Origin of the sequence: Clostridium pacaense (assembly GCF_020709765.2) — a bacterium.
Lineage (GTDB): Bacteria > Bacillota > Clostridia > Lachnospirales > Lachnospiraceae > Enterocloster > Enterocloster hominis.
Genome location: NZ_JAJFEB020000015.1, coordinates 1 through 13,636, shown reverse-complemented (window position 1 = coordinate 13,636; position 13,636 = coordinate 1). Strand labels below are relative to the sequence as shown.

The window sequence follows — 13,636 nt, the reverse complement described above, 5'->3', positions numbered from 1 at the left end:
CTGTATTGCCAACAGCAAATCTTAGACCATTATACTCTTATTTTTCCATAAACACAAGAATCTATAATGGAACCTCTCTTTGCAGGCGTGGCGTATCCTTTAACTGCTTTTCCCAATCCCCACATCCATGCTCCCCGACCGGAATCCTTCCATATCCAGGGTTACATAAGTAAATCCCAGTTCCTTCAGCCTCCGCACCACTTCCTCCCCCATATCCAGGATTCTGGTAAATGAATCCCGGTCCACCTCCAGCCTGGCAATCCCGCCATGGAGGCGCAGGCGTACATTTCCCGGCAGCATACGTTTCAGATACGCCTCTCCCCGGGCAATCCTGTCCAGCACATCATAATCAATCCTTGTATTATAAGGCAGCCTTGTGGCCATACAGGGGGTGGAGGGCCTTGATGCCACTGAAATCCCGTACTCAGCTGCCATCTGCTTCACCGCGTCCTTCGTGATATGCAATTCTGCAAGCGGGCTTATAATCCCCAGTTCCTTCAAAGCCTGTATCCCCGGCCTGTACACATGCATGTCGTCCTCATTGGTACCGTCCAGTATCCGGCTGACCCCATATTCCCCTGCCAGCTTCTTAAGTGACATAAAAAGATGGCGTTTGCACAGATAGCAGCGGTTAACAGGGTTCATCCGTATTTCCTCCTGCTCCAGTTCATCCACTTCTATGACCTGATGGATTCCTCCCAGTTCACCGGCCACCCGCCTGGCAATCTCTAAATCGCAGGATGGGTGGAGCCTGCTGTCAAATGTCACTGCATACACCTTTTTCCCTGTTTCAGCAGCCGCATCAGCAGCCACTTTAAGGAGAAGGCTGGAGTCCACGCCGCCTGAAAATGCAAGGCAGATATCCTCCGATACCAGCTCCCTCATCCTGGCCTGAAGCATTTCCCTGTCGCTCATCCTCACAATCCTTTCCGCTCTGCTTCCAGGCGCACAGCCTGGTACACAGCCTTAAAATCCCGGTCCGTCTCCCGGCAGATACGGCGTACACTCTCATATTCCGGATAATAAAATTTCCTGTCTTTATATGTGCATACCTTCACGTCCGCCTGTCCACAGTCCATGTCCACAGTCATCTTCTCCCTGGCAAGTACAGTCCTTGTCACAGGATACTGCCTGATTCCAATGGTCGTGGTATGGATCAGTATGATTTCCTCCAGCTTCTCCCTGTCCTCACCCCTGCACAGGACAGACAGCGTGTAGGCGGGTCTGTTCTTTTTCATGAATATCGGCGTATACCACACGTCCGCAGCCCCTGCCTCCAGAAGCAGTTCCATGACAAAGCCCAGGATTTCCCCTGTACAGTCATCCAGATTGGTCTCCATTACCCACATGGAACAGCCATCCGATGTCAGATTCCCAGCTTTTCCCGCCTCTGCCTGAGACGTCTCCATCAGCATGGCACGCAGCACATTGGCCTGCTTAAATACCCTGTTTCCGGCTCCCATACCAACCTTAAGAAGGCGGCAGGAATCCGGCAGGCTGTCCCTGGTGCCCAGGGCCGCCGCAATCGCTGCCCCGGTAGGCGTGACCATCTCCCCGTCATTATCCGTAAACCGGAGATCCAGCCCATAAGCTGAAGCAATATTCGCTGTGGCCGGTACAGGAACAGGAAGGATTCCATGCTGGCAATGCACATGTCCGTGTCCCTCTGCCAGGGCGGACACCACCACATCATCCACTCCCAGATTATCCACGCACACCGCCACACTGATGATATCCACAATTGAATCAATGGCCCCCCCTTCGTGGAAATGCACCTGCTCCAGAGGCAGGCCATGGGCCTTTGACTCTGCTTCCGCCACTATCCTGAACATCTTTCGCGCCAGTCCCTTCACGCGGTCATTGGAATCCAGTCTGTCAATAATCTGATATATGTCGAACAGATTTCTGTGAACATGGGAATGACCGTCCCCGTGCTGATGGGCATGGGAATGAGTGTGGGCGTCCTCATTGGGATGGGTGTGAGGATCCGTATGATTATGGGTTTCTTCATGGGGATGTACATGCTTATGGACTTCCCATTGGTCGTGAACACGGGCCTGGGCTTCTGTGTGATTATGGTGGGCATGGTCATGCGGTTCTTCGTGGGGATGGCTGTGCTCATGGCCCTCTCCGTGACCATGGCTGTGACCATGGCCACGACCGTGCTCATCCCCCGCTTCATGGCCGTGACTATGCCCGTATCCTTCTCCATGACCATGGCTATCCCCATGCCCTTCTCCATGGTCATGCCCATCCTCCTCCAGATGCACATCAAAATCATACGAATCCAATCCACAAACATTCTTCCGCCCAAAATGCAGATGATATCCTCCCACCCCCAGGCTTTCAAGGGCATGTTCCAGCACATCCCTGTCCGCGCCCAGATCCAGAAGCGCCCCGACTGTCATATCCCCGCTGATTCCGGAATTACATTCCAAGTACAATATTTTTCCCATTTTATCTTACCGCCAATCTGTTTATTTGCGTGGCCAGATAACCGGCCCCGTATCCATTGTCAATATTCACCACTGAAATCCCGTTGGCACAGGAATTCAGCATGGTCAAAAGAGCCGACAGTCCATGAAAGCTGGCCCCGTATCCCACCGATGTGGGAACCGCAACCACCGGACAATCCGCAAGTCCTGCAATCACAGTCCCCAGAGCGCCTTCCATTCCCGCCACCGCAACAATACAGTTGGCTTTCATGATCCTGTCCCGCTGTGAAAGCAGCCGGTGGATTCCCGCCACCCCCACATCGAAGATCCGGTCCACCGCACAGCCAAAATACTCCGCTGTCTGTGCAGCCTCCTCCGCTACCGGTATATCTGCCGTGCCTCCCGTACACACAGCAATGAGTCCTTTCCTTTCCTTGCCCGGGCGTTCCACCTTAAGGATTCTGGAAATAGGGTCATAGACCACTTCCGGGACCGCTGCTTTCACCAGCATATATTGTTCCTCAGACGCCCTTGTTCCCAGCACCTCGCCGTCCCGCTCATAAAACCGTTTATAAATCTCCATCAGGTAAGCATCCGGCTTTCCCTGGCAGAACACAGTCTCACCGAAACCGGACCTGAGTTTCCTGTGATGGTCCAGCTTTGCATATCCCAAATCCTCATACGGCAGGTCCTTCAAAGCATGTTCCGCATCCTCTATCTTAACCGCCCCTGACTTCACCTTTTCCAGCAGTTCCCTTACGTCCATATTCAAATTTCCTCCTTCAAATCCACAATTCTGGTACATACCCGCTCCAGCAGTTCCCTGGAATGGCTCACCACCAGCAATCCCATCTTCCGGTGCCTCACCTCTTCTAAAAGGAAATTCCATATCTGGCTCTGGGTTATCAAATCCAGCATGGTACTGATTTCATCTGCCAGCAAAAACCGTGTCCGTCTGCCAAACGCCCTGGCAATGCAGAACCTCTGCAGCTCGCCTCCGGAAAGCTCCCCTGGATACCGGTTCATCCAGTCCGGTTCAATGCCCAGCCCCCTGATGATCCGCTCCTCCACCTCATCCCCTTCTTTGATGACTTCCCTCATCTTAAGCTTTGGGTTCACCGACAGCTCCGGATGCTGCCACACCATCTGGACCGGACAGTACGCGCCAAATCCGGACAAAGGTTTTCCGTCCAACAGCACGCGCCCGGAATCAGGCGATTCATACCCGGCCAGAATCTTGCAGAACGTGGTCTTCCCAAACCCGCTGGGCGCAGTAATCCCCACCCGTTCCTCCTGCTCCAGGCATATACTTACATTATTCAGTATTTTCCTGTTTCCATTGTCATATTGAAAGGAAATGTTCCCTGCTTCCAGCCTCATACTCCTGCCTTCCTACATTTTACCATACCGCCTTTATAAGCGCGATACTCGATTTCTTCCAAACAGCCCTGGTCTGCCATGGGACATCTGGGTCCATAGGGGCATCCCCTGGGCAGGTCCTTCACATAGGGCTGCACCCCTGGCTGAACCTCAAATCCATGGCTCGGCATGGCACGGTACAGCGCCCTTGTATATGGATGGCGCAGGCTCTCCTCCCTCTGAAAATCAGACACGGCAGCCTCCTCCACATTGGTTCCTGCGTAAAACACCACAATCCGGTCAGCCACCTTAAGGGCCAGTTCCAAATCATGGGTAATCAGCAGCACTCCCGCCCCTTCATCCGCAATCTCCCGGAAATGCGACAACACCCTCTTAGCCGCACTGATATGAAGCCCCGGGGTCGGTTCATCCGCAATCACCAGTTCCGGTTTCTCCATGACAGCGGTGGAAATCAGCACCCGGCGTGTCATTCCGCCAGACAGCTGAAACGGATAGAGTCCTTCCGTATCCTCCCCCAGCCCATATCTGCCAAGTACCTCCCTGCTTCGGGTTCTGGATTTCCCATCCTTATGCCCGTTCCTCACCTGGTCCCCCACCTTCATAAGCGGGTCCAGATAGGAAACACTCTGAGGTACCAGCACCATCTGCCTTCCCCTCAGCTCCTTCACCCTTTTTCCGGTCAGTTCCTCCCCCTTAAAGGTAATCCTTCCCTTCCAGGAAGCATTGGCAGGCAGAAGCCCCATGACCGCATGGGCCAGGAGACTCTTCCCCGAACCGCTGGATCCCACCACAGCCACAATCTCATGACCTTTAACATTAATACTCAGGTCCCTAATAACCGGAAGCTGTATCTTCCTCCACCCCCGCTCATACTGGGAAAATGAAATCATCAGATGTTCCACTGACAATACTGTTTCCATTCCGCCAATCTCCTTTCAGCCCCAGATTCCACCCCATAATTTCCTTCCAAATCCAGATTCCACTAACCAGCTCCATCCCCGCACCAGATTCCACTACCCAGCTTCATCCCCGCACCAGATTCCACTACCCATTCCCATTTCCCTCCCATACTCCGCTGACCAATCCAGTTCCCCCGCCTACATATGAGCCTTGTTAGGATTAATCAACGTCATCATGGTATCGCCGATAAAATGGAACAGGGCCACTACCAACACCAGCAAAAGTCCCGGAAACAGGGCCAGCCACCATTTTCCCATGGTCAGATACTTCATGCTCTCAGACAGGATGACCCCGATGGCCGGCTGTTCCGGGGAAAGGCCAAAACCAAGGAATGTAATGCTGGCCTCGTGAAGGATGGCATGGGGAAACAGCAGCACCACCCCCACCAGAAGCTGCGGCAGGAGATGGGGCATCATGTGCTTCCACGCAATCTGCATTTTACCCATTCCCAGCTTTCCAGCAATCTTTATGTACTGGCGCTCCTTCAGCTGCATGACCTCAGCCCTCAATAGTCTTGCCAGGGATGTCCAATGAGTCAGGGATATCCCCACCATCACGCCCCAGAACCCCTTGCCTGCTGCAAAGGAAATCAAAATCAGCAGCAGGATATGCGGAATCCCCATGACCAGGTCAATGATAATTCCCACCAATCCATCCGCGGCCTTTCCCAGACAGGCTGCCGCGGTTCCCATAAAACATGCAATGACCGCGCTCACTGCCGCTGTCAAAAGTCCAATCCGTATACTCAGGGAGAGGCCGGTTATGGTCCTTACAAACATATCGCGTCCCATCCAGTCCGTCCCAAAAGGATATGCAGGACATGGCGCCAGATTCTTCCTGGAAAAATCCGTCACCATGGCCTCATTTTCCAATACCCTGCCCCCAATGGTAATGGCTGCCAGCATAAGGGCTGCCATTATCAGGAAAACGAACAAGGTCTTGCGCCGGTTCCACGCCGTAAACCATCCCATCAGCCTGCCCTCCTTTTCCTGATCCTGGGGTCCACTGCGCCATACAGTATGTTGGCGGTGAAATTCCCTGCAAACACAATGGCCGCGCTTATGACAGTGATTCCCAGCAGAAGCGGCACATCCCCGCCCAGGCCAGCCGTAACAGCCGCCTGCCCCAGTCCGGGATAGGAAAATACCTGCTCCACCAGGACCGACCCTCCGAATATCTCGCTGACCGAAGCAAACTGCAGGGTCATGGCCGGAAGCAGGATGTTGCGTATGCCATGGCGCTTCACAATCCCCCACTCCGACTCACCTCTGGCCCTTGCAAACAGCACATAATCGCTCTCCATGACCTCTGCCATCTTCTCTCTTGTGTGAAGTGCGATATTGGAAATGCCGGTAATGGACAAGGCAGCCACCGGAAGGATGCCGTGGACCAGCCTGTCCCCCAGCGTGACAGCGGACGCTTCCATCCCGATGGGGACGCTGAGTCCAATCGGGAGCACCTTCAGCCACACCGCAAATACCATCAGCAGCACCAGCGCCAGCCAGAAGGCCGGGGTACTGGCAGTAAGCAGCGCATATGCAGAAATCAGCTTATCTGCCAGCCCCCCTTTCCTGGCCCCTGCCGCCACGCCCAGCACAAATCCCACTGCGCCGGATATCAGCCAGGCCGATGCCATCAGCCAGAGGGAATTAGCCAGCCTTTCTCCAATCACCTTGGAAACAGGCTGGCGGTACAGAAGGGATGTCCCCATATCCCCCCGCAGGAAATCCGCTGCCCAGGACACATACCGTTTAACAGGCGGCGTGTTCACGCCCCAGTACTCCTCAAGCTGTGCAATCTGCTCCTCACTCATGCTTCCCAGCGCCGCCTGCCCCACATTCGTCCTTAGTGGGTCAAGAGGCGACACCGTGACCAGGAAAAAGGCCGCAATACTGACCAGCACAAGCAGTACTGCCATCCGTGCAACATTCTTACCAACCTGTCTCAAACCCATGTCATCGTCCTTTCATCACAACCAGCTCCACTGATCCACATTATTCACAATGGACCATCCATGCCCGTGGGGATGCAGCTTCTGATCCGCCACCTTTAGATTCTCCCTGGCCCAGTACAGATGGTCAATATTCACCAGCCAGATCCATGGTATATCCCCATCCTGGGTAATTCCCGTGTTCCCATCCCACTGTGCCTTTTTCCAAAGCTCATAGGACTGTTCCAAATCGCTGGAGGCCAGGGCCTCATCCATATAACGGTCCACGGTCTCATTGGCATAAGGAGAATACTCCGCCAGCCCCGATTCCTTCATGGTATGGTAAATGTTATAAAGCTCCATAGGCGTATGCGCGCCCCAGCCCCACATCAGCGGTTCTGCCTGCGCCCTGTCATAAGCCGTGTCCCATCCAACGCCCTCTGTCTTAACCTCAATGCCAACTTCCTTTAGCTGATTGGCCGTATCTGCTGCCAGGGCCTGGCGGACAGAATCGCTGGCCGGGTACATAAGGGTCATGGATGCCCTGACGCCGTCCTTTTCCCTGATTCCATCGCTTCCGGTCAACCACCCGGCTTTATCCAGTATATCCGCTGCCTTCGCAGCATCATACCCGACCCGGGCAGCATCATTATACCAGGGCATCTTATCACAGACGCTGTAGGCCGGGCTTCCATAGCCGTTCAGCACATTATCAATCATCTCATTCCTGTCGATTGCAAGATTGATGGCCCGCCGCACCTGCACATCACCTGTAAAATCATTTCCAACGGGTATCCCATCCATTGTCTTTCCTTCATCCGGCACGGCAGGAAGGTTAAATCCCCTGTTATCCACGGTTTCAAATGCCAGCAGTTCATATCCCGGCAGTGTCTGGTCCGAATAAGAAGCAGCCGTATAGGCCAGGTCCGCCTGTCCCGACATGACAGCCGCATAGGCCGCATCCTCCTCCATGAACAGGATGGTCACCTTCTTCATCTTTGGCGCCTCCCCATAATAATCCGGATTAGCCTCCAGGATTACCTGCTGCCCCTTATCCCACTGCTTCAGCATATAACGGCCCGAACCAACCGGATGCTCCCCATATCCCGTCCCATAGGCATGTTCCGGCACGATTCCGACAATAGCCATTGTATATGGCCATATGGAATACGGGCGGTTCATATGGAATTCCACCGTTGCGTCATCCACTGCCACAGCCTCTTTAAGCATGGTGAAGTCATTAACCGAACTGGTATCCCTCAGCGTATTATAGGTAAATGCCACATCCCCCGCAGTCAGCTTCTCCCCATCCGTAAACACCACGTCATCCCGTATGGTCACTGTCCAGGTCAGGCCATCGTCACTGGCCTCCATGCCGGTCGCCAGGTCATAGCCGATTTTCAGATCCGTTGTCGTCACCGTCAGGGTACTCTGGATTAACGGCTCATGCACATGCTCCCCTGCCCCCCATCCATAAGCCGGGTCAAATCCCGCTTCCGGTTCGGACGTAGGCCCCATGACAACAATCACGTCATCCCTTACCGTTCCCTGGGTTCCGGACACCTGTCCATTTTCCTGTTGCTCCTTTTGGCTGGACGCCTGTGCTGTCCCCTGTGTTCCCTGCTGCTCCTGTCCGGATGCCGGTCCTCCTGCCGCACCGGAACCATTTCCCCCGCACCCAGTCACCAGCATGGCTGCTGCAGCCATGGCTGCCATTGTAAAATTAAAACTTCGTTTCATTCCCGTCCTCCTATAATTCCTGAAAACCATCCTACATGTCTCAGGTCCATCTTTTTGCATCTCCCTCATCCGGCTCCTTTAACACACAAAAATACCAGGAAAACAGACCTATCCCTTAGGGATATCCATTACCTTCCTGGTATTCTCCTGATATCATTACTGTTAATTATCGTCCGGACCATAGGTCCATGCAGAATCCATACTCCACACAGATGTTGACTTCTGCCAACCGTTAATAAAAATTATACGAAAATCTCAGTGGAACGTCAATCACTTTCTTATGAAAACATTTTACATGCTTCTTATACTGCCTTAAATTCCTTAAACACATCACAATCCACATATCACGTAGTAGTACTCACCCTATCCCACTCCGTAATCCCATCTGCTCCTGTCAGCCAGTTAAGCGCATAATGCCATTCAAATATGATTTCCCCATCCAGCCCATCCACTTTCCCATGGTGTATGCGTGCATCCACACATGCCCAGTCATATCGGAATACAAGATCCTGCATATCCAGGATTTCATCCCTGCCGCGGAGCACGGCTTTTTCCATCAGGCTGTCAAATGTATGATTCCACATAATTGACCCCAGTTTGGCAGCGTCACAGATTTCATCCGGCTCTTTCAACCCAATCATGGACAACGCCCACAAAAGGACGGAGCAGCATTCATATCTCCAGCCAAACTTAACGTGCTGCAGCGGTTCCTGCAATGGATTTTCAATATACGCCTTTTCCTCAGGGGAGAGCCAGCGGGTGACCTGATAGCGCTCCTCCATCTGCTTCATCTGGCCTTCAGCAATCTCACGGCAGTTGTCAAACTGACCGCCTCCATAAATCTCAGACACCACTGCCGCCGCAAATACAGCTGACAGCCTGTGGATGATGACGTCTTTCGGTGGAATCCTGCATTCCTCTTTCAATACCGCGGCCTGCAGGTGCTCAATATACGGTATGCCTTTTTCCTTCAGAAGGGCGATTGACCGTTCTTTTCTTGCCCTGTCCGCCTCCGTCTCCTCCGCATCCCGTTCCAGGAGGCTGGAATGGGCCTGAGGACGGAACTCCTCATAATCCGTCTTTCCATCAATGGATATAAGCAGCTTCCCATCCGGGCTGTACAGGCACATATCCGGGTGCAGGACAAATCCTCCCAGTTCCTTTGCCATCCCATATATGGTGTTAACAATATGATTTGTCCTCTGTTCATTGTCATCCAATTGGAACTGAATCCCCACAATACAATTAAAAAGGCTAATCTGGCGCAGGATTGCATCCCTGATTGTATCATCCTCAAGGGGCGCCTGGGCAAAAAAACGGACCATTCCCTCTGACTGGGCCTTATTTTCCGGTTTATTTGCTGTCACATGAAATTGAATGGCTGTCCCATCCTTAAACAGGATTTGGAATTCCTGCTCATCCGTAAAGAAAATCCTCTCCATCACCTGTGAAAATAAGTCCTTCGCTATCCCAGGCACTGCCTCCCCATCTTTCCTGCATGCATATAAGGTCAGTACTGCCTCCTTCATCTCCTTTTTCCCAGGCTCCTCCTTCTCTTTTTTCCGCTTATTTTTCCAATTAAACAAACCCAAACCTCTGCCCTCCTATTCTTTATTTTGTTTTACATCCAGCTTTCATCCAACTTTCATCCTGCTTTCATTTTGGCTGCGTCCTGCTTTTCATCTGGTTTTTATCGTGCTTTTCCTTCTGCCTTTTATCCTGCTTCTTTTCCTTTTCTTTTTCCCTGTCTGGTCCTTCAACTCCGGCCTGTTCTGTATTTTATACTCCCTGATGATTTCCTCAATCCGTGTATAATCCCGTTCAAACAGTTCATCGCTCACCAGGGCGGACAACTGCTCCTTTGGGACCTTCAATAGCATTTTGTCGATGACAAATGCCTTACTCTTCTCTTTATATCTGGGCATACAGGTCAGTTCCTGGATATGTACCAGTTCCGGACGCCATAAAAGGCTGAGCTTACGTTTCCAGTTCATCTGAGGATTTTCCCGAGGCTCCCGCAGGACATAAAAATCAATGCCCAGGTCCGTCTGCTCCACTGTAATGATTCCCCACCATTCCGGAACATGCTCCCTGACATGGACCGCATGGCTGGAACCAGCCACCACCATATTCCGGTCAAAGAAGCGGTCATAATCCTTAACCTGCCGGGACAGACGTACATAGGTGTCTGCATCACTTTTAATCTCAATTCCCGTCAAAAGTCCGGGAAGGACCATCACAATATCCGCCCTTGATTTCCCTACCTGCTTTTCTTCTATAATCCTTATCTTACCATAAGTTTCCTCCAGGAAATCGAAAAGCGGCTCCCTTATATCTTTATCATACAGCATATATTTTCCAGACTCCCCTGTCACAGCCAGTTAATGGACGGCCTTAATCCCTGGCCTGCCCATATCTTCTTATCCTAGAGCGTGTTTGAAAATTGCTTTCCGTCGGCTGTGCGTCCCACTTTGTGGGAGATTTGGTCCCGATGATGGAGGCGTAGCGGGCTACGCTGACTGAATCGGGGCCAAATATACCGCGAAGTGGGGCGTGCAGACGGCGGGAATGAATTTTCAAACACGCTCTAGCATATCATATCATGAAACAATTTTACTATATATCCCCCAAAAAAGACAGCCATTTCTGACTGTCCACTGACCTCTCTATTCGCTTTCCCCCATCACTCTGTGTATTCTTCTTTCCACATCGCCCCGCTGATTCTTCCTCTGATTCTTCCTCCGGCCAATTCCTTTTCCCGCATCGGCCCCGCCAATTCATCCCCATATTTTTCCATCCCTACATATGCCAATCCATCCCCAGATCTTACTACCCTTACATCTTCCTAATCCGCTCCCATATTTTTGCAAAGCTCTTTTCCGATAGGATTTCATTGGTAATAAATTTGCCATTATAAAATAACGCATATGTTGTAAATGGAACAGGTGCAGACTGTGCATCCTCTTTTGTTTCAAGCTTCCTGAACCTGCACTCCAGCCCAAGTTCCTTCAGATTCCCAGCAAGAAGCGGTACATATTTAGACGTATGTGGACATTGATCTGAATAATACAGGATCAATCCCTTCTCATCCACACAGCCATTCCTTGCCACATCCTTAATGGCCGGAACTGTACCCGGATCCGAAAAAGGCAGATAGAACAACTCATAATAAGGGCTGGCTGTATCCGCCACCTTAAACCCCCGGTGCTTCAGATATCCCGGGTCTGCCAGAAACGGCATCTTCTTTTTAGATGACAGGCAGACAAGACCCTTTTTTCCCTTGGCCCTGCTATCATCAATGCATTGATCCATCAGTTGGTCTCCAAAGCCCTTTCCCTTATATTGCCCGGAAACCCATAAACAGTCAATATACATATAACCATCCGCCTTAATGGGCGCCCAGGCAAATTCTGCCGGTATGTATTCTATAAACACTTTTCCCCGCACATCCAGCTTATTAAACACAAGTCCTTCCTGCATCCTGCCGCGAAGCCATGATTTCTTGGATGGAACACAGTTTTCACCTTTCTTATCGGAAATACAGCAGCATATATGTTCTGTCTCCAGATTTTCCAATGTGACCTGTTTAAATACCGGCTTATCACCCATTTTACGATTCTCCCTTAACAAATGACCCAATCTCAACCAGATTGCCTTCCGGGTCAGCCACATAGCAGGTCCGCTGTCCCCATGGTTCCGTGACAGGAGCCATGATTGGAACAGCCCCCTTTTTAAGCACACTATTATATGCCTCATCTACCGCAGCATAATCTGCTACTGTCAATGCAATCTCAAAATGACCACTCACCTTACCTGCATAACAAAACTTCCGGCCAGTCATCTTCTCTAAATCATCACGCCCATAAAGCAGGAACAATGTGCCGTCCTTTTCCAGGAATACATTATCACTGTCTTCATCTTCCTTAATCTCAAACCCAAGGACATCACGGTAAAACCGTATCATGGTCCCCATATCCTTCACGAAAATGCCAAATCCTTCTAGTCTCATGCGTTCTCCCTCTTCCTGTTTTTCACATTATAACAGGAGAAACATGACATCTGTATGTCATCATTATTCAAATATAAAAGGAGCCTATTCATAAGGCTCCTCTATGCGGCTAACAGGACTCGAACCTGCACGGTCTCCCAATGGGACCTAAACCCATCGTGTCTGCCAATTCCACCACAGCCGCAAATCTAATATAATTACAAGAAAAGTCCCAACACTTTTCAGCATCAGAACTTAATTGCAATGCGGGTGGCCGGACTTGAACCGGCACGGTATCGCTACCGAGGGATTTTAAGTCCCTTGTGTCTGCCTATTCCACCACACCCGCATAATACAAATGGGGCCTACAGGGCTCGAACCTGTGACCCTCTGCTTGTAAGGCAGATGCTCTCCCAGCTGAGCTAAGACCCCAAAATGTATACGAATTGTGTCGCATTATAAAATGCAAACGACCCGGAACGGGTTCGAACCGTCGACCTCCGCCGTGACAGGGCGGCGCTCTAACCAGCTGAGCCACCGGGCCATTATTTAGATTATATAGTTCTCAATCTGCTTTAGTTAGGAAAGAGTGGACCTTCGGGGACTCGAACCCAGGACCGACCGGTTATGAGCCGGTTGCTCTAACCAACTGAGCTAAAGGTCCGAACTATATTATCTCTTATAAAGTTTACTGTTATCACAGTAAAGCCGATGATCGGACTCGAACCGATAACCTGCTGATTACAAATCAGCTGCTCTGCCAATTGAGCCACATCGGCATATTCATGCCAATAATCTTGAAGCTAAATGACCCCAACGAGATTCGAACTCGTGTTACCGCCGTGAAAGGGCGATGTCTTAACCGCTTGACCATGGGGCCTGAATAAGGTAGTGGTCGCCATGGACTTCCACTAAAAACTCCCCGAGTAGGACTTGAACCTACGACAGCGCGGTTAACAGCCGCGTGCTCTACCGACTGAGCTATCGAGGAATAATGGTACAACTAAGCGTTTATTGCGCTGACCAAATCATTATACAATAATTCAATCTAAATTTCAAGCACAAATTACACTATTTACGTACCCTCAAAACCACATATTGAAAACCGAACTGACAAACTTCCTGCTTCTCCCTGAACCTTCTGGTTAAGCCCTCGACCGATTAGTATTAGTCAGCTCCGTACATTGCTGCACTTCCACCTCT

Annotated in this window: 12 protein-coding genes, 8 tRNA genes and 2 pseudogenes; 1 reads left to right on the top strand and 21 read right to left on the bottom strand. The window is 51.2% G+C overall.

The genetic code is table 11. From position 1 onward, the window contains the following. Window positions 1-99 precede the first annotated feature (99 nt). From larE to LK536_RS50280, 11 genes and pseudogenes are all read right to left on the bottom strand, one after another. On the bottom strand, window positions 100-915 hold the full coding sequence (gene larE / locus LK536_RS50330; protein WP_227796711.1) for an ATP-dependent sacrificial sulfur transferase LarE: 816 nt from the start codon (window positions 913-915) through the stop codon (window positions 100-102). 2 nt (window positions 916-917) lie between these two features. Beyond that, window positions 918-2,408, bottom strand: coding sequence for a nickel pincer cofactor biosynthesis protein LarC (gene larC / locus LK536_RS50325; protein ID WP_331472257.1), 1,491 nt, complete (start codon window positions 2,406-2,408; stop codon window positions 918-920). Window positions 2,409-2,457: 49 nt separating this feature from the next. Beyond that, entirely contained in the window at window positions 2,458-3,201 is a 744-nt protein-coding gene (gene larB, locus LK536_RS50320) for a nickel pincer cofactor biosynthesis protein LarB (RefSeq protein ID WP_227796709.1), read from the bottom strand. 2 nt (window positions 3,202-3,203) lie between these two features. Continuing rightward, window positions 3,204-3,815 carry an ABC transporter ATP-binding protein gene (locus LK536_RS50315; protein ID WP_227796708.1) on the bottom strand — a complete coding sequence of 204 codons (612 nt, stop codon included), beginning with the start codon at window positions 3,813-3,815 and terminating at the stop codon, window positions 3,204-3,206. Beyond that, window positions 3,812-4,735: an ATP-binding cassette domain-containing protein gene (locus tag LK536_RS50310; protein WP_235712237.1), complete on the bottom strand. Its 924-nt coding sequence runs from the start codon at window positions 4,733-4,735 to the stop codon at window positions 3,812-3,814. The genes LK536_RS50315 and LK536_RS50310 overlap by 4 nt, the downstream gene beginning before the upstream one ends. A gap of 177 nt (window positions 4,736-4,912) precedes the next feature. Further along, complete coding sequence (locus LK536_RS50305; protein ID WP_008720958.1) at window positions 4,913-5,746, bottom strand: ABC transporter permease; 834 nt, start codon at window positions 5,744-5,746, stop codon at window positions 4,913-4,915. Continuing rightward, window positions 5,746-6,729: an ABC transporter permease gene (locus LK536_RS50300; RefSeq protein WP_227796707.1), complete on the bottom strand. Its 984-nt coding sequence runs from the start codon at window positions 6,727-6,729 to the stop codon at window positions 5,746-5,748. The genes LK536_RS50305 and LK536_RS50300 overlap by 1 nt, the downstream gene beginning before the upstream one ends. Before the next feature lie 15 nt (window positions 6,730-6,744). Next, window positions 6,745-8,445, bottom strand: a complete 1,701-nt coding sequence (locus LK536_RS50295; protein ID WP_227796706.1) for an ABC transporter substrate-binding protein — start codon at window positions 8,443-8,445, stop codon at window positions 6,745-6,747. Between the two features lie 344 nt (window positions 8,446-8,789). After that, window positions 8,790-10,037, bottom strand: a complete 1,248-nt coding sequence (locus LK536_RS50290) for a DUF4272 domain-containing protein (RefSeq protein WP_227796705.1) — start codon at window positions 10,035-10,037, stop codon at window positions 8,790-8,792. Between the two features lie 87 nt (window positions 10,038-10,124). Continuing rightward, window positions 10,125-10,796, bottom strand: coding sequence for a sce7726 family protein (locus LK536_RS50285; protein ID WP_227796704.1), 672 nt, complete (start codon window positions 10,794-10,796; stop codon window positions 10,125-10,127). Window positions 10,797-10,839: 43 nt separating this feature from the next. Then, window positions 10,840-10,965, bottom strand: a pseudogene (locus LK536_RS50280) (DUF6783 domain-containing protein); the annotation flags it as partial. Here LK536_RS50280 and LK536_RS50275 point away from each other — a divergent pair. Beyond that, window positions 10,942-11,106 (top strand): annotated as a pseudogene (locus LK536_RS50275) (DUF6783 domain-containing protein); the annotation flags it as partial. The pseudogenes LK536_RS50280 and LK536_RS50275 overlap by 24 nt on opposite strands. A 174-nt stretch (window positions 11,107-11,280) precedes the next feature. On the opposite strand, the gene LK536_RS50270 reads toward LK536_RS50275, so the two are convergent. The 10 genes from LK536_RS50270 to LK536_RS50225 form a co-directional block, all read right to left on the bottom strand. Continuing rightward, window positions 11,281-12,054 carry a GNAT family N-acetyltransferase gene (locus LK536_RS50270; protein WP_227796703.1) on the bottom strand — a complete coding sequence of 258 codons (774 nt, stop codon included), beginning with the start codon at window positions 12,052-12,054 and terminating at the stop codon, window positions 11,281-11,283. Between the two features lies 1 nt (window position 12,055). Further along, window positions 12,056-12,454: a VOC family protein gene (locus LK536_RS50265; protein WP_008720951.1), complete on the bottom strand. Its 399-nt coding sequence runs from the start codon at window positions 12,452-12,454 to the stop codon at window positions 12,056-12,058. Between the two features lie 104 nt (window positions 12,455-12,558). Further along, window positions 12,559-12,638, bottom strand: a tRNA-Leu gene (locus LK536_RS50260). A 60-nt stretch (window positions 12,639-12,698) separates the two neighbouring features. After that, window positions 12,699-12,782 (bottom strand) — tRNA-Leu (locus LK536_RS50255). A gap of 10 nt (window positions 12,783-12,792) precedes the next feature. Next, a tRNA-Val gene (locus LK536_RS50250) sits at window positions 12,793-12,865 on the bottom strand. 38 nt (window positions 12,866-12,903) lie between these two features. After that, window positions 12,904-12,977: transfer RNA gene (locus tag LK536_RS50245), tRNA-Asp, on the bottom strand. A gap of 46 nt (window positions 12,978-13,023) precedes the next feature. Continuing rightward, window positions 13,024-13,097, bottom strand: a tRNA-Ile gene (locus LK536_RS50240). 42 nt (window positions 13,098-13,139) lie between these two features. After that, window positions 13,140-13,212, bottom strand: a tRNA-Thr gene (locus LK536_RS50235). Between the two features lie 29 nt (window positions 13,213-13,241). Continuing rightward, window positions 13,242-13,313: transfer RNA gene (locus LK536_RS50230), tRNA-Glu, on the bottom strand. 38 nt (window positions 13,314-13,351) lie between these two features. Next, a tRNA-Asn gene (locus LK536_RS50225) sits at window positions 13,352-13,424 on the bottom strand. Between the last annotated feature and the right edge of the window lie 212 nt (window positions 13,425-13,636).

Excerpts from the sequence above, each read along its gene's own strand:
- larE (WP_227796711.1), bottom strand. The coding sequence starts at position 915 with ATGAGCGACAGGGAAATGCTTCAGGCCAGGATGAGGGAGCTGGTATCG.
- larC (WP_331472257.1), bottom strand. The coding sequence starts at position 2,408 with ATGACAGTCGGGGCGCTTCTGGATCTGGGCGCGGACAGGGATGTGCTG.
- larB (WP_227796709.1), bottom strand. The coding sequence starts at position 3,201 with ATGGACGTAAGGGAACTGCTGGAAAAGGTGAAGTCAGGGGCGGTTAAG.
- LK536_RS50315 (WP_227796708.1), bottom strand. The coding sequence starts at position 3,815 with ATGAGGCTGGAAGCAGGGAACATTTCCTTTCAATATGACAATGGAAAC.
- LK536_RS50310 (WP_235712237.1), bottom strand. The coding sequence starts at position 4,735 with ATGGAAACAGTATTGTCAGTGGAACATCTGATGATTTCATTTTCCCAG.
- LK536_RS50305 (WP_008720958.1), bottom strand. The coding sequence starts at position 5,746 with ATGGGATGGTTTACGGCGTGGAACCGGCGCAAGACCTTGTTCGTTTTC.
- LK536_RS50300 (WP_227796707.1), bottom strand. The coding sequence starts at position 6,729 with ATGGGTTTGAGACAGGTTGGTAAGAATGTTGCACGGATGGCAGTACTG.
- LK536_RS50295 (WP_227796706.1), bottom strand. The coding sequence starts at position 8,445 with ATGAAACGAAGTTTTAATTTTACAATGGCAGCCATGGCTGCAGCAGCC.
- LK536_RS50285 (WP_227796704.1), bottom strand. The coding sequence starts at position 10,796 with ATGCTGTATGATAAAGATATAAGGGAGCCGCTTTTCGATTTCCTGGAG.
- LK536_RS50270 (WP_227796703.1), bottom strand. The coding sequence starts at position 12,054 with ATGGGTGATAAGCCGGTATTTAAACAGGTCACATTGGAAAATCTGGAG.
- LK536_RS50265 (WP_008720951.1), bottom strand. The coding sequence starts at position 12,454 with ATGAGACTAGAAGGATTTGGCATTTTCGTGAAGGATATGGGGACCATG.